The organism is Kitasatospora sp. NPDC057940 (assembly GCF_042887425.1).
Classification (GTDB): Bacteria; Actinomycetota; Actinomycetes; order Streptomycetales; family Streptomycetaceae; genus Kitasatospora.
In genome coordinates this window covers 170,198-186,347 of record NZ_JBHVPH010000012.1, presented here as the reverse complement: position 1 = coordinate 186,347, position 16,150 = coordinate 170,198, and the positions used below count along the sequence as shown (strand labels likewise).

The following is a 16,150-nucleotide window of genomic DNA, read 5'->3' as shown; positions in this document are numbered from 1 at the left end:
CCGCCGGGGAGCGACTGCATCCCGTAAGCGGATCCGGGGGCGGCCGGCCCGAGGGCAAGCCGCTACCGGCTCAGTGTAGCGGGTCGGGCGGCGCCCGGGCGGCGGCTTCGCGATCTTGCCGGCGGCGGGGCCGGGCGCGCCGCCCTCCGGGCTCCGACGGGGCGTCGGGGCGGGCGGTGACGGCTGCCCGCCGGGCCGGGGGCGGGGCTCAGCTGCGGGAGACGACCATCTGGGCGCTGCCGTCCGGCAGGCCGGCGACGGCGACCTTCTGCCCGCCGAAGGAGGTGCTCCACCAGCCCTGCCAACTTCCCGAGGCGTAGCGGGCGTTGTGGTAGACGACGCCGTCGTTGCCCACGGCGATCAGCTGGGCGTCGCCGTTCGGCATGCCGGTGATCGCGAAGCTCCCGGACTGGAAGCCCGCCGCACCGGCGTATCCGTCGACCACGTTCCAGTCCTGCCAGGAGCCGCTCGCGTAGCGGGCGCTGTGGTAGATCTTCCCGTCGCTGCCGGTCGCCAGCAGCTGGGTGTCGCCGTTCGGCATGCCGGCGATCGCGACGTCCTTCGCCTGGAAGGTCGCGGCGCCGAGGCCCGCGACGCCGTTCCAGCCCTGCCAGGTGCCGTTCACGGCACGGACGTTGTGGTAGACGTTGCCGTCGCTGCCGGTGATCAGCACCTGCATGCTGCCGTCCGGCAGTCCGGCGGCCGCGATCTTCTGCGCGCTCCAGTCTCCGATCGGCAGCCAGCCCTGCCAGGAGCCCGAGGCGTAACGGGCGTTGTGGTAGATCTTCCCGTCCTTGCCGATCGCCATCACCTGGGTGTCGCCGTTCGGCATGCCGGCGATCGCCTCGGCCCGGGCCGCGAACCGCGCCGCCCCGGCGTAGCCGTCCAGTGGCGCCCAGCCCGTCCAGGACCCGTTCGGGTAGCGCGCCGTGTGGTACAGGTTGCCGTCGGCTCCGGTGGCCAGCGTCTGGGTCGAGCCGTCCGGGGTCGCCGCGATGGCGTCCTGCGAGCCGTTGAAGAAGGCCGAGCCGGCGTAGCCGTCCAGCGGGCTGAAGGACGTCCAGTTGCCGTCCACCAGGCGCGTGGCGTGGAAGAGGTCGCCGGCCTTGCTCACCGGCGCGGTCGGCGACGGGTACGGGTTGGCGTGGTCGGTGCTCAGGCCGCCGTTGCACTTGGCCGCCCAGGCCCCGGCGCCCTGGCCGGCCAGGATCCGCTCCGCCGTCAGGATCTGCTGCTGCTTGGTGGCCTGGTGGGGCATCGGCGCGTACTGGGTTCCGCCGTACGCCTCCCAGGTGCTCTTCGTGATCTGCAGGCCCCCGTAGTACGGCCAGCCGGCCTTGTAGTAGCTCCAGTCGCCGGTGCTCTCGCACTGTGCCACCCGGTCCCAGGTGGCCACCGAGGCGGCCTGGGCGGAGCCGGCGGCCACCGTGGACAGGCTCAGGGCCGCGAGGGCGGTGAACGCGAGGGCGGCTGCGCGGGGTCGGCGGGAGGCGCGGGACATCGTGACCTCTTCTCGGAGGGGCGGGACGGCTCGCGCGGGACGGAGCCGGGGGTGAGCGGCGCGACGGCAGGAGGGCGGCGGCGAAGGGGGCCGGCCCACCGCGGCGGGGCAGCGGTGGGCCGGCGGGTGGAACCGGCGGGCGGGGACGGTCAGTTGTAGGTGCCGCCGATGGAGACGGCGTAGTGGTTGCCGCTCACGCCGTTCAGCTGGATCGGGGACGCCGGGTCCCAGCTGCCGGAGCCGTCGCGGATGGTGTGCATGATCCGGTCGTCGTTGGTGATGAAGACGGCCTGGAACTCGCCGTCGATGTTGGCGGCGCTGACCCGGTTGGCGGTGAACGAGCCGATCACGGGGGCGAGCTCGGCGAACGGCTGCCACGTGCCGTTGCCGTAGCGGACGCCGTGGAACTGCTGGCCGTTGTTGTTCACCACGACGATCTGCGCGTCGGATCCGGTGCCGGCGACCGCCACGTCCTGGGCGGGGCCGACGTTCCCGGCGGCGTCGTAGGCGTTGCCCCAACCCGACCAGGAGCCGCCGACGGCGCGGATGGCGTGGTAGACCGTGCCGCCCGAGACCGTCACGACCTGGAGTTCGCCGTTGACGCTGGCGACCGAGGCGCTGGTCACGGCGCCGCCCGCCGGGGTGATGTCGCCGAAGCGAAGCCAGGTGCCGTTCGCGAGCCGGGCGGTGTGGAAGAGCTTGCCGTCGGCGACGGCGACGACGTGCAGGTCGCCGCCGATCGAGACCGCGGTGACCTTGGTGACGTTGCCCAGCCTGTTGGTCTGCGGGCCGATGTCGGTGAAGCGGTCCCAGCTGCCGCTGGAGTGGCGGATGGTGTGGTAGATGTTCCCGTCGCCGCCGACGGCGAGCAGGTGGGTGTCGCCGTTGATGCCGGCGTCCGCGATGGACTGGACGCCGCCGATGTCGCCCGCGACGCTCTCCACGTTTCCGAAGCCGGTCCAGCTCCCGTTGGAGGAACGGGTGCTGTGGAAGACGTCGCCGCCGCCGTTCACCACGACCTGGGCGCCCCAGCCCACGGGCGCCTGCTTCGGCGGCAGCGGGGTGCTGTCGACGGTCTTGTCGTAGCGGAAGGGCTTGAAGCCTCCGCTGATCAGGGAGCTGCGCGAGTAGTTGATCTTGCGGGCGGTCAGGCCCGGCCGCGGCTCCTCGTAGACCACGGCGGTGTTGTGGTTGCCGTCGGTCCAGCCGGCGAACAGCACGACGTGCGTGCTGATGTTGTCGATCATGTCGCCGGGCTGCAGGTCGTCGAGGCTGCCGAGCTGGGTGGAGATGTCGTCGAGGGTGGAGGTGACCCGGCTGGAGCCGAGGTGCCAGGCCATCGAGACCAGGCCGGAGCAGTCCTGCCGGTAGGAGCCGTTGCTGTCGCTGTGCCACAGGCTCTGGCTGTACGGCACCGCCTGGTCGACCCAGTTCTGGGCCCGGGCGATGATCTCGGAGCGGCTGATCGGTCCGTTGACGGACGAGGTGCCGACGGCCTGTGCCGGTGCGGTCAGCGACACGGTGGAGACGACGGCGCCGAGGGCGAGGGCCCCGGCGAGGGCGACGTTGGCGAGCTTCGAACGGTTGGCGGACATGGCGGACCTCCGGACGTGGTGGACGGGATGGCGGCTGGGCCCGGCTTCGAGGTGCCCGGGGCCCGACGGTGACGGGCGGCTCACGCGGCGCGCGGATTCCGGTCGGCTGCCCTGCGGGAGCAGTCGGCCTGGCGGCGGTTCGACGCGCTGGTTCGATGCGCTGGTGCGGGGCGCCGCGGGGTGCGGCGCTCGGCGAGGCCGGGGTACGGCGCTCGGATCGGCCCGCCTCGGCAGCGGGCCCGGCGGGACGGCCGCCCCGCAGGAGCGGCCGGTCGACGGGGCCCGGCGGGGCCGGGGCGAGGTGGTGGGGCCGTCGGCCCCGGACGCCCGCTAAGGGGCAGCCGCGACGGCGAGGGTGGTGACCGCGGTGGCCTCGGTCATGACGGTGCGGAGCATGACGGTGTCCTCTCCTGCTGCGACGTGAGGGTGGGATCCGGTGGCCGCGTCCCGCGGTGACGCGCTCTCCGGTGCCGCCCCGAGCGGTGCTCCCTGGCGGCGATCACCAGCTTCGTCGCAGCTCGGCGGCGGTGGAAGGGGCTTCGGCTGGACGGAAGTGGCCCTGGACCGTTCCGTCCAGGAGCGGTCGGCGTCCGCGCCGGGGCCGGGTCGGGACCGTGCCGGGGCCGGGTCGGGGTGCGGGTGCCGACGAGGGGTCAGAGCGGGTCAAGTAGCCTGCCGGAAAAGTGTTCGACCGCCTTGCCGCGCCGTGCGAAGGAGACGAAGGACCCGATGAGACCTGCTGGGCACCCGGTGGTGCGACTGCTGGGGCAGGTGTGGGTGTGGCCCGCGGTGGTGATGCTGGCGGTGGGCGGGTACCGGCTGGGGACGCCGGAGCTGTGGCGCGACGAGATGGCCACCTGGACGGTGGCCACCCGGTCGTTGGGCGACCTGCTCCGGCTGCTCCAGCACGTGGACGCCAGCAACGGGGCGTACTACCTGCTGATGCACGGCTGGACGACGGTGTTCGGCGACTCCGTGGTGGCGCTGCGAATACCCTCCGTGCTGGCGATGGCGGGGGCGGCCGCGTTCGTGGCGCTGACCGCCGAGCGGCTGTTCGGCAACCGGGTGGCGGCGGTCGGCGCGGGGCTGCTGTTCGCGGTGCCGCCGGAGGTGTCGCGGTACGCGCAGGAGGCGCGCGCGTACGCGCTGGTGACCTTCGCGATCGCGGCGGCCACCTGGTTCCTGGTGCGGGCGCTGGAGCGGCCGACGTGGCGGCGGTGGGCGCCGTACTGCGCCGCGATGGCGGCGGCCGGCGCCGGGCACCTGATCTCGTTCAGCACCGTGGCCGGGCAGGCCGCGCTGGTGCTGCTGCACCTGTGGCGCACGCGCGGGGCAGCGGAGCGGCGGCTGCTGTGGCAGTACCCGGTGGCGGTGGGCGTGGCCGCGGTGCCGGTGCTGCCGGTGGTGCTGCTCGGCAGTCAGCAGTCGGACCGGCAGCTGGGCTGGATCGAGAAGCCGAACCTCGGGGGCCTGGTGCACTTCGGCCAGCACCTGTTCGGCTCGCACACGGTGTTCTACGCCTTCGTGCTGCTGGCGCTGCCGGCGCTGCTGCTGCCGGGCCGGCGGGTGCAGGCCGGGCAGGCGCTGCTACTCGCGGGGCTGCCGGTGGTGGGCGTGTGGGTGGTGTCGCAGGGCGGCACCTCGTACTTCATCGAGCGGTACATGCTGTTCACGGTGCCCGCGTGGGCGGTGCTGGCCGGGGGCGGGGTCGGCGCGGTGTACGGCGTCGCGGCGGCCTGGGCGAAACGTTTCCGTGCTCCGGGCCCGGCCAGGGCGGCGGTGGGACTGCTGGCGCTGGGACTGCTCGCCCTCCCGGCCGTGGCGGCGCTGCCGAAGCAGCCCGCGGTGCGCTACGTGGGCTCGCACAACGGGTCGGAGGAGCCGTTCCGGGCGGCGGCCGGGGTGATCGCCGCGGGCTACCGGTCCGGGGACGGGATGGCGGCCCCGCTCGGCAACCAGGCCTGGGCGATGGTGTGGCCGGGCGTCAGCTACTACCTGCCGCCGGACGTCCACCCGTACCCGGTGTTCGTCGCGCAGAGCGCCGACGACGCGGAGGACCTGTCGCCGACTCCGTGCCCGCAGCCGGAGGCCTGCCTGGGGCAGGCGGCGCGGATCTGGCTGCTGGTCCTCGGGGACACCGAGGACCCGCTGACCACCATGCCGGAGGACCAGGCCCAGGCCCTCCGCTCGCAGTACGGCTCGCCCGACCAGGTCACGCCGCTCGGCGGGTTCACGGTCGCGCTGCTCGACCGCGACAACTGACGGGACGGGCCCGGAGCACGCGACGACCGACGAGCGGGGCCCGGGGCACGCGACGGCTGACGGGCGCCACCCGCAACACGCGGAAACACGACGGAGGGGGAGCCGGGCGAACCGGCTCCCCCTCCGTCGTCGCGGTGTCAGAGCGTGCGGGTCAGCCGGGACTGGATGGACGGCGGGTTCAGGTCGGACTGGAGGGCCACCGGGACCTCCGTCTTGTCGTCGCCCTCGCCCACCCGCAGCAGGCCGACCTCCTGGCCGGCCTTCGCGGTGTGGCCGAGCTTGGCCGCGTCCAGGGTGACCGTGCCGGTGATGCCCGGGAAGCCGGCCACCACGAGGTCCTTGGTCGCGACGACCTGGACCTTGCCGCCGAGGCCGTCGTCCACGGTGCCGACGACGTCGCCCTTCTTCACCACGGTCTGGCCGGTCAGGCCGCCCTGCGCGGCCTGGATCTGCTTGCCGCTGACCTTGAGCACGGTCGGCAGGATGCCGTCGCCGGGGTTGGGCGAGGTGGCCTGCTGGCCCAGGGTGACGCCGATGATCAGCCGCTTCACGCCGCCGATCTCCTTGTAGGCGGCCCACATCAGGCAGCCGCCGGCCGGGGTGCTGGAGCCGGTCTTGACGCCGATGACCCCGGTCTTCGGGTTGATCAGGTTGTTGGTGTTGGAGATCTTCACGTTGTTGAGGCTGGTCTCCGGGGTGGAGACGATCTGCCGGAAGATCTCGTCCTGCATGACCTGCTCGGCCAGCTTCAGCTGGTCCTTGGCGGTGGACTTGGTGTCCGCGAGGAAGCCCGCCGGGTCGGCGTAGGTGGTGTTGGTCATGCCGAACTTGGCCGACGTCTCGTTCATCAGCTTGACGAACGCTTCCTCGGAGCCGGAGTGGAAGCGGGCGAGCAGCCGGGCCACGTTGTTGGCCGAGGGCAGCATCAGCAGCTCCAGCGCCTGGTACTCGGTGAGCACCTGGCCCTCGGTGAGGGTGACCCGGGACTCGTCGACGTTGCCGGACTCCTGCGCGGCCTGCTTGTCCACGGTGATCTTCGGGCCGCTCTCCCCCTTCTTCAGCGGGAACTTCTGCAGGATCAGGTAGGCGTTCATCACCTTGGTGACGCTGGCGATCGCGGACGGCGTCTCCTGCCCGGAGCTGCCGAGGCTGCCGACGCCGACCACCTCGGCGGCTGACTGGCCCTTGGCCGGCCAGGCGAGGTCGAGCGGGTCGCCGGCGAAGCTGAAGCTGCCCGCGGCGGACATCCGCACCTTGGCGTCCGGCAGCGGGCGCAGCAGCTGGGCCACCACCGCCGCACCGAGCACCACGGCGAGGAAGGCCGTCCAGATGGTGATCCGCTTGAGCGCGCGGCGCAGCGGCGAGACCGGGCGCGCGTTGAGGGTCGCCAGGACCTCCATCGCCTCGGCGGTGTTCTCCGGCGCGGGCGGCGGCTCCGGGAGGGGCAGCGGCTCGGGCTTCGGCAGCGGCGGGACGGGCGGCACCGGCCGCGGGTCGGGGGTGGGCAGTGGCTCGGGCGCCGGGGCGGGGCCGGGCACGGGGGCGGGAGTCGGCTTCGGCAGCGGCTCCGGGCCGGGCTGCGGCTCGGGTTCGGGGAGGGGCTTGGGCGTCGGGTGCGGCTCGGGTACCGGCTCCGGGACGGGGGACGGCTCGGGCTGCGGGGTCGGCGCCGGGGGCTCGGGCACGGTGCCGGACGCGGCGGCTACGGGGCCTGCGGGGGCCACGGCGGCGGCGGAGGCGCGCGGAGGCGCGGGCTCAGCCGGCTCCTCGGGCTTGGCAGGTTCGGCTGCCGCCTCGTCCGGTTCGTCGCTCTCGGGCGCGGCGGACGCGGCGGACGCGGCGGGTTCGGCGGCCTCGGCGGGTGCGGCGGCCCCGGGCGTGTCGCCCTCGGACGCGGCCTTCTCGCCGGCCTCCCCCGCCCCCTTCTCCGAGCCCTTCTCCGTGCCCTTCTCCGCACTCCCCGCCACGGCTCCCGCACCCGCTGCGGCCGTCCGCATGGCGAGACGCGGGTCGGTTCCGGTCGGCCGCCCGGCCGCCTTCTCCTCGCCGTCGGCGGCCGTCACGGCCTCCGCCTCCCCGGCAGCGACGTCGGAACTTCCGTCACCGGCGGGCTTGGTCAGCTCCTCGGGCAGCCGCAGCGCGGTGGTCGCACTGTCCACCGGCAGCCGAAGCATCGTGGTCTTGCTGTCCACATCCCGGACACGGAGCTGTACGGTCGAGCCGCGCTTGGCCCCCGTCGCCGGCGCGTCGCCGGGGCCGGTCCCGGCCTCCCGGCTGCCGTTCGGGTTGCCGTCCGGAGCACCGTCCGGGTCCGGACCCGCACCGCCGGCCGTCCCGGTCCGTTCGCGTTCGCGCTCCTGCGCCCGCTCGCCGTCCCTCAGCACCCTGTCGGGGGACTCGCCCACGTATCCCAGCCTCCTCAACGCCCGGCGGGGCACCGGCAGACCCGATTTCGGGAAGCCGACGCCCCGCCCCGTGTACCTGTACAGTCTCCGCCACCGCCGGCCGATCCGGCCGCGCACACCCCGCCCGACCGGCGCTTATTGCCGTCGCACGGGCGTACTGCGGTCTGTTCACCGGTCAGACGCCGGGCCCGCCGCCCCTGGTTCCCCGCCTCCGCGGCAAGGTCACGATTCGGAGGCGTACTCGACAAGCCCGTGTGAGAGGCGTCACCCTGTCTCTCATCCACGCGGGGAGGCTTGGATGGGCAAGAGCCGCAGAACTGTTCCCGAGGAACTCTTGCTGCTCGCTTTGGACCCGACCACGGGTACCACGGCGCAGCCGCAGACCCTCGACCTCGGACTCGCCGGGGCCCAGCTCGTCGAGCTGTCCCTGGCCGGACGGATCGTACCGGAGGGAGACCGGATCGCAGTCGTGCTCGCACGGCCGACCGGCGACCCGACCCTGGACCACGCACTGGAACTGCTGCGCCGACGCGGCAGTCCGGTCCGCGCGGCGCACTGGATCGGCGGGCCCCGGCTGGGGCTGCGGCAGACCTACCTGGCGCACCTGGAGCGCTGCGGCATGGTCACGGCCGTGCCGGGCCAGGTGTGCGGGGTGCTGCCGACGACCCGCTATCAGGCGTCGGACGACTGCACCAACGCCGCGATCAAACAGCGGCTGGACACCGCCATCCGCACCGGCGTGCCGCCGGACCCGCGGACGGCGGCGCTGGCGGCGCTGGCCCATTCCGTGGGCCTGGGCAAGCACCTGTATCCGGGCAACGAGGGCCGGTCCTCGCGGTCGCGGCTGCGCGACCTGATCCGGTACGACCCGCTGGGCGGGATGGTCGCGCACGCCGTGATGGACGTGCAGAACGGCCTGCCGGCGCAGCAGAACCGTGCTGCCCAGGGTTCCGGGACCGGCACCGGCACCGGGCGTTCGGGCGCCCGCGCGGCGGGCCGGGGCTCCGGGCGGGTCGCCGCCTCACGGGTCGGCGTCCGCTGACCGGGACCGCCCGGGCGCGCGGGACGCCGCACCGGTCGCCGTACGGCCTGCGCGGCCCGTACGGCCTGCGCGGCCCGTACGGCCCGTGCAGCCCGTGACGGCGGGCAGGACGGGCACCACCGGCACCACGGGTCCGGCGGCACCCTCGACGGCGCGCGCCGCCCCGTTCACGCCGCCCGACGGCGCTGAGCAACGGCGCTGAAGGACCCGACGCACCACCGAAGCAGCACCCGCACCACCAGGAGCACGGAGGGGCGGTCGCCCCGCGACGGAAGTCGCCCGGTGACCGCCCCTCTGCCGTCCCCGGAGGCCCTTCGGGGCCCGTCCGGGGAGCCCGGCGGTCCTGCCCTCGCACGTGCCACTGGCACCTGCGCCGCCGGGGAGCACATCCTTAGCCCGTACCGGTTCGAGCCGCTGAGCCGCATTACCACTCGAAGGCCCTCGCCGTCTCGCAGAAGTGCTTTTCCGACGATCTGTTCTACTGCGCTGCTGTGATTCCCTGACGCCGACCTGGCCCAAGGTGACATGCTGCTCCAAGTCAGGGGGGTTGGTCCCAATGTCCGAAGTGTTCCGAGGGCTGCCGATCCAACGATCACCAGAGGTCCGGCCGGAGGTCGATGTGTCGACGAGCATCAATCCCACCGTGCGCCGTCGGCGCCTGGGCTCGGAGCTGCGCAAACTCCGCGAGGGCCTCGGGATGACGGCGGAGGAGGTGGCGGGCCGGCTGATGGTCTCCCAGTCGAAGATCAGCCGACTGGAGAACGGCCGCCGCAGCATCAGCCAGCGCGACGTGCGCGACCTCTGCGACGTCTACCTCGTGAACGACGAGCAGATGCGCGCCAGCCTGATGGAGATGGCCAAGGAGTCCCGCCAGCGCGGCTGGTGGCACGACTTCAACGACATGCCGACCCCGTACAGCGTCTACATCGGGCTGGAGGCCGAGGCCTCTTCGATCCGCGCGTACGAATCCTCCTTCGTCCCGGGCCTGTTGCAGACCGAGCAGTACGCGCAGGCCGTCGTGGAGGGCACCCAGCCGGACACCGACGCGCTCGCCGTGCAGCGCAGGGTGCAGGTCCGGATGAAGCGCCAGGACCGCATCCAGGGCGAGAACCAGCTCGGCAGCCTGTGGACCGTCATAGACGAGGCGGTGCTGCGCCGCGAGGTCGGCAGCCGCGAGGTGATGGCCGAACAGCTCAAGCACATGATGGAGCTGAGCCAGCACCCGAACATCACCATCCAGGTGATCCCGTTCTCGGCCGGGGCCCACCCCGGTATGACCGGGACATTCTCCCTGCTGGAGTTCCCCGAGTCAGCCGATTCCACGGTTGTCTACTTCGAAGGGGTGACGAGCGATCTCTACCTGGAGAAGGACGCGGACGTCCGCCGCTATACCGGTCTGTACGACTACCTGCGGGCGGCGGCACTCGGCGTGGCGGAGAGCCGGGCACTGATAGCTGAGATTGAAGAGGGATACCACTGATGAGCACCACCTCCGAGCACGGAACCCGCTGGCGGAAGAGCAGCCACAGCGGCGGCAACGGCGCCTGTGTGGAGATCGCCACGCCGGCCACGGGGGCGGTGGCGGTACGGGACTCCAAGGACCCTCAGGGGCCGCAGCTGCGCTTCTCCGCCGAGGCCTGGACCGCGTTCGCGAGCGCTGCGGCCACCGGGGTGTTCGGCCGCCACTGACCCTGCGGCGGCGGCCACCGACCCGGCCCCGCGCCCCCGGTGCGAATCCGAGCTCGGCCCGGTTGCCCGTAGCAGTGGCCGTCGCCCTCGCCGGCGGCCGACGCTACGGGCAACCGTCGTTCCCGCCCGAACCGCTTTCCCTCCCGAACGACCTTCCCGAACGACCTTCCCGCCCGGACCGCTTTCCCTCCCGAACGACCTTCCCGCCCGGACTTCCCGTCCGGTCCGCCCCGTTCAGCGCACCACCGGGTACCGCTCGGCCCAGGTCAGCCCCTCCGGGGTGCGCGGATCGTGCAGTTCGGTGCCGTGCATCAGCTCCAGCACGAAGTCGTCGGCGAGTTCGAGGATGGCGCCTCGCCCCTCCAGCCCGGCCACCAGCCCCGACGGCAGCGCGGTGTCACCGTGCAGCACCCCGAGCAGGCTCCCGCAGACCGCGCCGGTGGAGTCGCTGTCCCCGGAGTGGTTGACGGCGAGCAGCAGGCCCGAGCGCACGTCGTGCGCGACCAGCGCGCAGTAGACCCCGATCGCCAGCGCCTCCTCGGCGACCCAGCCCTCCCCCAGCGCCTCCACCCGGTCGGCGGACGGCTCGCCGGCCCGGACGGCGTCCAGCGCGGCCCGCAGCGCGGCGGTGGTCTCCTCGTGCGCCTGCCGCTCGGAGAGCAGCGCCAGGGCGAGGTGGACGCCCTCCTCCAGGGTGCCGCCGCGGGCCACGCTCTGGACGATCACCGCGAGCGCGCCCGCCGCGAGGTAGCCGGTGGGGTGGCCGTGGGTGAGCACCGCGCACTCCACCGCGAGTTGGAAGACCAGGCCCGGCTCCCAGCTGGTGAGCAGGCCGAACGGCGCCGCCCGCACCACCGTGCCGCAGGCCTTGGAGTGCGGGTTCTTGGGCCGCTCCACGGTGCCGAGGAACTCGGCGTCGGCCCCGGTCAGGCCGGACAGGCAGCCCTGGCCGGGGGCGCGCTGGGCGTACAGCCACTCCTCGCGGCCGAGCCAGCCGAGGTCGGGGCGGCGCTCGTCGGGGCCCCAGTCGCGCTGGGTGGCGGCCCAGCGCAGGTAGGCCAGGTGCAGGTCGGTGGGCGGGTGCCAGCTGCCGGTGTCGCGCCGGATGTGGGCGCGGATCAGGCCGTCGACGGTGAACAGGGTGAGCTGGGTGTCGTCGGTGACGGCGCCGGTGCGCCCGTACGCGGGGACGTAGCCGGTGACGCCCTGCGGGCCGTGCTGGGCCCGGATCTTCTCCAGCGGCTCGAACTCGACGCCGGCGCCGAGCGCGTCGCCGATGGCACCGCCGAGCAGACAGCCCCGCACCCGGCTGCGGAAGTCCTGCTGCTGGGCGCGTGACCACAGTGGCATCACGACGGGGCGCCTTTCCTCGGGGCAGGGGGCTGCGCGACGCACGGCCGCGGCGCGCGCCCTGGCACTGTATTCGAAGACCCGAGCGAATCAAGGGCGTCCCTCGTGCTCCGGTTTCCCGGCCCCGGCCGCCGTACGGGCGGCAGCGGGGCCGGGGGAACCAGCAGGCCGGGGAACCGGGAGGCCGGTGGCAGGGAAGTGGCGGGATCAGTCCAGGACCGGCAGCAGCTCCGGCAGGTGCCCGTCCGAGGCCAGCGCCGCCGCCCGGCGCTCGGCCGGCACCTCGCCGTACGTGGTGGTGCGCTGGCGGTGCGGGCGGCCCGCCGCCTCGGCGATCGCCTGGAGGTCGCGCACCGACTTGTAGCTCCCGTACGCCGAGCCGGCCATCCGCGAGATGGTCTCCTCCATCAGCGTGCCGCCCAGGTCGTTGGCGCCCGAGCGGAGCATCTCGGCGGCGCCCTCCGCGCCCAGCTTGACCCAGCTGGTCTGGATGTTGGGGATGTGCGGGTGCAGCAGCAGCCGGGCCATCGCGACCACCGCGCGGTTGTCCCGGGCGGTCGGGCCGGGCCGGGCGATGCCGGCCAGGTAGACCGGCGCGTTGGTGTGGATGAACGGCAGGGTCACGAACTCGGTGAAGCCGCCGCCCGTGCCGTTGGCCGCCAGGGAGCGCTGCTGGATCTCGGCGAGCAGCCGCAGGTGCCCGAGCCAGTGCTTCGGGGTGTCCACGTGCCCGTACATCATGGTGGACGAGGAGCGGATGCCCAGTTCGTGCGCGGTGGTGACCACCTCGACCCAGGTGGCGGCCGGCAGCTTGCCCTTGGTGAGCACCCAGCGGACCTCGTCGTCCAGGATCTCGGCCGCCGTGCCCGGGATGCTGTCCAGGCCGTTCTCCTTGGCCCGCTGGAGCCAGTCGCGGATGGACAGCCCGGTGCGGGTCGCGCCGTTGACCACCTCCATCGGCGAGAAGGCGTGCACGTGGATGCCGGGCACCCGCTCCTTCACCGCGCGGGCGATGTCGAAGTAGGCGGTGCCGGGCAGGTCCGGGTGGATGCCGCCCTGCATGCAGACCTCGGTGGCGCCCACCTCCCAGGCCTGCGCGGCCCGGTCGGCGACCTGCTCCAGCGACAGGGTGTAGGCGTCGGCGTCGGTACGGCGCTGGGCGAACGCGCAGAAGCGGCAGCCGGTGTAGCAGACGTTGGTGAAGTTGATGTTCCGGGTGACGCAGTAGGTGACGTCCTCCCCGACGGTGTCCCGGCGGACGTCGTCGGCGATCCGGCAGAGCGCGTCCAGGGCCGGGCCGTCCGCGTGGAACAGCGCCAGCGCCTGGTCGTCGGTGAGCCGCGTCGGGTCGTCGGCGGCCACCGCCAGCGCCTCGCGCAGGTCGCCGACCAGCCGCTCGGGCGCGCCCTCGGCGAGCACCTGCTCGCGCAGCACCTCCCAGTCGCCGTAGACGTCCTCGAAGTCGGCCCGGCGGTCGCCGGTGCGGCCCTCGGTGTCGATGGTGGCGTGCAGGTCGGTCCGCCCGTACGAGACGGGCAGGTCTTCGGGCTCCTGCCAGGGCAGGCCGCGGACCACCGCGTCCGGGTTCGCCAGCCCGGTCTCCAGGTAGGCGAGGGCGCGCACGTGCGGCAGCACCCGCGGGTCCAGCCAGGGCTCGCCGCGCCGCACGTACTCGGGGTAGACGGCGAGGCGCTCGCGCAGTTCGAAGCCGGCGGCCGCGGAGCGCTCGGCGAGCCGCTCGATCTGCGGCCACGGGCGTTCGGGGTTGACGTGGTCGGGGGTGAGCGGCGAGACGCCGCCCCAGTCGTCGACGCCGGCCGCGATCAGCCGCTCGTACTCGCCGTCCACCAGGTTCGGCGGCGCCTGGAGGCAGGCCGTCGGGCCCATCACGTGCCGGGCCACCGCCACGGTGGCGACCAGCTCGTCCAGTTCGGCGTCGGGCATGCCGCGCATCGCCGTGTCCGGCTTGGCGCGGAAGTTCTGCAGGATCAGCTCCTGGACGCCGTGGTAGGCCCGGGAGACCTTGCGCAGCGCGAACAGCGACTCCGCGCGCTCCTGGTACGTCTCGCCGATGCCGATCAGCAGGCCGCTGGTGAACGGGACGGAGCTGCGCCCGGCGTCCTCCAGCACCCGCAGCCGGACGGCCGGCTCCTTGTCCGGCGAGCCGTGGTGCGGGCCGCCGGGCTCGCTCCACAGCCGGGTGGCGGTGGTCTCCAGCATCATGCCCATCGAGGCGGAGACGGGCTTGAGCCGCTGGAAGTCCGTCCAGCCGAGCACCCCGGGGTTGAGGTGCGGGAGCAGGCCGGTCTCCTCCAGGATGCGGATCGACATCGCCCGCACGTAGGCGATGGTGTCGTCGTACCCGTGCGCGTCGAGCCACTCGCGGGCCTCGGGCCAGCGGTCCTCGGGCTTGTCGCCGAGGGTGATCAGGGCTTCCTTGCAGCCGAGTTCGGCCCCGCGCCGGGCGACGTCCAGCACCTCGTCGGGGGACATGAACATCCCGTGGCCGGCCCGGCGCAGCTTGCCGGGGACGGTGACGAAGGTGCAGTAGTGGCACTTGTCGCGGCAGAGCCGGGTGAGCGGGATGAAGACGCTCTTGGAGTAGGTGATGACGCCGGGCCGCCCGGCCGCCGCCAGCCCCGCGTCGCGGACCCGGGCGGCGCTCGCACACAGGTCGTTCAGGTCCTCGCCTCTGGCCTGGAGCAGCACCGCGGTCTCGGTGACGTCCAGGGCGACGCCGTCCCGGGCTCGGCGCAGTGCGCGCCGCATCGCGTTAGCGGTCGGGGGGTTGCTTGCGTCCATGGCGGTTCCGTCCATGGCGCGACCCTACGCCAGGTGTCGTACGTTCGGAGTAGCCAACCCTGAGGGCGTCTCAGGGTCGATGTACCCGTGAGGTTTACCCCGAACTGGCCCCGCAGGGCGATGACGGGGGCGGAGTGCGGGCCTCTAATGGAGGGGCACAGCCAATCGCTCGTGTTCGTAGAGGAGTTGAGGACGCCATGACCAATGACACGGCGGCGGGGGACAACGTGGACAGCGGCGTGCCGTACCGCTCACGGCGGCGCATGCTGGTGCGGGCCGGAGTACCGCTGACGGTGGCCGCGGTGATCGCCGCCGGGGTCGGGCTGGTGCCCGCACTGGCCGCCGACGCCCCGCCCGAACTTCCCTCGCTGACGCCGGAGCAGCTGGTGGCCAAGGTGCTCGGCTCCGACGCGCAGAGCCTCTCCGGCACGGTGTCGGTCTCCACCGACCTCGGCCTGCCCAGCCAGCTGCTGGGTGCCGCGGCCGGCGGGCTCGGCGCGGCGGCCGGGCGCGGCGGCGGCCAGGGCTCCTCGGCGGCCGACCCGCAGGCCAAGCTGCTCGGCCTGCTCGGCGGTGACCAGACGCTGCGGATCGCGGTGGACGGCCCGGACCGCCAGCGGGTCGACCTGCTGGAGGACATGGCCGGCTACACCGTCGTCCACAACGGCGACCAGGCCTGGGCCTGGGACAGCTCGACCAACACCGCCGTGCGCCTGACCGGCCAGGCGGGCGCCCAGCACCCCGACGCCGCCGGCCAGCACCCCGGGGCGCCGCTGACCGGGGTGCCGACGACCCCGCAGGAGGCCGCCCGGCAGTTCCTGACCGCGAGCGCGGGCACCACGTCGGTCACCGTGGCCGGCACCGCCAACGTGGCCGGGCAGAAGGCGTACCAGCTGAGCGTCAAGCCCGCGCAGTCCGGTTCGACCGTCGCCGAGGTCCGGATAGCGGTCGCCGCCGACAACGGGGTGCCGCTCTCGGTGGTGGTCAAGGGCGTCGACGGTTCCACCGTGCTGGACGTCCACTTCACCGACGTGTCCTTCGCCAAGCCGGCCGCCAAGACCTTCGACTTCACCGTGCCCAAGGGCGCCAAGGTGACGGAGCACAAGGCGGACGAGGGCGCCAAGGGCGAGGTGCCGCAGGGCTTCGCGCCCAAGGGTTCCGCGCCCGGGGGCAAGGCCGGTCAGGGCGCCTCGGGCCAGGACCACGGCGGCGTGAACGTGATCGGCGAGGGCTGGACGACCGTGGTCTCGGCGCAGCTTCCCAGCGGCGCCGTCGACGCGCCGCAGGACGGCGGCAAGGGCGGCAAGCACGGCGGCCGGGGCGCGGCCCTGAACCCGCAGGCGCTGGTGAAGTCGCTCGGCAAGCCGGTCGGCGGCGGCACGCTGATCAGCACCAAGGTGGTGAACGTCCTGGTCACCGACGACGGCCGGGTGTTCGCCGGCGCGGTGACCCTGCCGGTGCTCCAGCACGCCGCCGGGGTGAACTGACGGATGACGAAGGCTCC

Annotated in this window: 10 protein-coding genes; 5 read left to right on the top strand and 5 right to left on the bottom strand. The window is 73.6% G+C overall.

Features of this window, described 5'->3' with window-relative positions; translation table 11 throughout:
- Positions 1-208: 208 nt before the first annotated feature.
- The gene (locus tag ACFVTF_RS20280; RefSeq protein WP_387815168.1) at positions 209-1,501 is read right to left on the bottom strand and encodes a transglycosylase family protein; all 1,293 of its coding nucleotides are present in this window, start codon (positions 1,499-1,501) and stop codon (positions 209-211) included.
- Positions 1,502-1,650: 149 nt separating this feature from the next.
- Positions 1,651-3,096, bottom strand: coding sequence for a hypothetical protein (locus ACFVTF_RS20275; RefSeq protein WP_387815166.1), 1,446 nt, complete (start codon positions 3,094-3,096; stop codon positions 1,651-1,653).
- Positions 3,097-3,825: 729 nt separating this feature from the next.
- Between ACFVTF_RS20275 and ACFVTF_RS20270 the strand changes: the two genes are divergently transcribed.
- Entirely contained in the window at positions 3,826-5,358 is a 1,533-nt protein-coding gene (locus ACFVTF_RS20270) for a glycosyltransferase family 39 protein (protein ID WP_371517412.1), read from the top strand.
- Between the two features lie 137 nt (positions 5,359-5,495).
- On the opposite strand, the gene ACFVTF_RS20265 is transcribed toward ACFVTF_RS20270, so the two are convergent.
- Positions 5,496-7,763, bottom strand: coding sequence for a hypothetical protein (locus ACFVTF_RS20265; protein ID WP_387815163.1), 2,268 nt, complete (start codon positions 7,761-7,763; stop codon positions 5,496-5,498).
- Positions 7,764-8,061: 298 nt separating this feature from the next.
- Here ACFVTF_RS20265 and ACFVTF_RS20260 point away from each other — a divergent pair, with 298 nt between their 5' ends.
- The 3 genes from ACFVTF_RS20260 (at position 8,062) to ACFVTF_RS20250 (ending at position 10,494) form a co-directional block, all read left to right on the top strand.
- Positions 8,062-8,805: a GPP34 family phosphoprotein gene (locus tag ACFVTF_RS20260; protein WP_371517414.1), complete on the top strand. Its 744-nt coding sequence runs from the start codon at positions 8,062-8,064 to the stop codon at positions 8,803-8,805.
- Between the two features lie 619 nt (positions 8,806-9,424).
- Complete coding sequence (locus tag ACFVTF_RS20255) at positions 9,425-10,285, top strand: helix-turn-helix transcriptional regulator (RefSeq protein WP_350877673.1); 861 nt, start codon at positions 9,425-9,427, stop codon at positions 10,283-10,285.
- Positions 10,285-10,494 (top strand): DUF397 domain-containing protein, encoded by a 210-nt coding sequence (locus ACFVTF_RS20250; RefSeq protein ID WP_350877671.1) that lies wholly within the window; start codon positions 10,285-10,287, stop codon positions 10,492-10,494. Before ACFVTF_RS20255 ends, ACFVTF_RS20250 begins: the two co-directional genes overlap by 1 nt.
- A gap of 234 nt (positions 10,495-10,728) precedes the next feature.
- On the opposite strand, the gene ACFVTF_RS20245 is transcribed toward ACFVTF_RS20250, so the two are convergent.
- Complete coding sequence (locus ACFVTF_RS20245; protein WP_371517415.1) at positions 10,729-11,844, bottom strand: ADP-ribosylglycohydrolase family protein; 1,116 nt, start codon at positions 11,842-11,844, stop codon at positions 10,729-10,731.
- Between the two features lie 207 nt (positions 11,845-12,051).
- Positions 12,052-14,661: a bifunctional FO biosynthesis protein CofGH gene (locus ACFVTF_RS20240; RefSeq protein ID WP_387815160.1), complete on the bottom strand. Its 2,610-nt coding sequence runs from the start codon at positions 14,659-14,661 to the stop codon at positions 12,052-12,054.
- Between the two features lie 182 nt (positions 14,662-14,843).
- On the opposite strand from ACFVTF_RS20240, the gene ACFVTF_RS20235 reads away from it, so the two are divergent.
- Positions 14,844-16,133, top strand: coding sequence for an outer membrane lipoprotein carrier protein LolA (locus ACFVTF_RS20235; protein ID WP_387815158.1), 1,290 nt, complete (start codon positions 14,844-14,846; stop codon positions 16,131-16,133).
- Positions 16,134-16,150 lie beyond the last annotated feature (17 nt).

Excerpts from the sequence above, each read along its gene's own strand:
- ACFVTF_RS20280 (WP_387815168.1), bottom strand. The coding sequence starts at position 1,501 with ATGTCCCGCGCCTCCCGCCGACCCCGCGCAGCCGCCCTCGCGTTCACC.
- ACFVTF_RS20275 (WP_387815166.1), bottom strand. The coding sequence starts at position 3,096 with ATGTCCGCCAACCGTTCGAAGCTCGCCAACGTCGCCCTCGCCGGGGCC.
- ACFVTF_RS20270 (WP_371517412.1), top strand. The coding sequence starts at position 3,826 with ATGAGACCTGCTGGGCACCCGGTGGTGCGACTGCTGGGGCAGGTGTGG.
- ACFVTF_RS20260 (WP_371517414.1), top strand. The coding sequence starts at position 8,062 with ATGGGCAAGAGCCGCAGAACTGTTCCCGAGGAACTCTTGCTGCTCGCT.
- ACFVTF_RS20250 (WP_350877671.1), top strand. The coding sequence starts at position 10,285 with ATGAGCACCACCTCCGAGCACGGAACCCGCTGGCGGAAGAGCAGCCAC.
- ACFVTF_RS20245 (WP_371517415.1), bottom strand. The coding sequence starts at position 11,844 with ATGCCACTGTGGTCACGCGCCCAGCAGCAGGACTTCCGCAGCCGGGTG.
- ACFVTF_RS20240 (WP_387815160.1), bottom strand. The coding sequence starts at position 14,661 with ATGGACGGAACCGCCATGGACGCAAGCAACCCCCCGACCGCTAACGCG.
- ACFVTF_RS20235 (WP_387815158.1), top strand. The coding sequence starts at position 14,844 with ATGACCAATGACACGGCGGCGGGGGACAACGTGGACAGCGGCGTGCCG.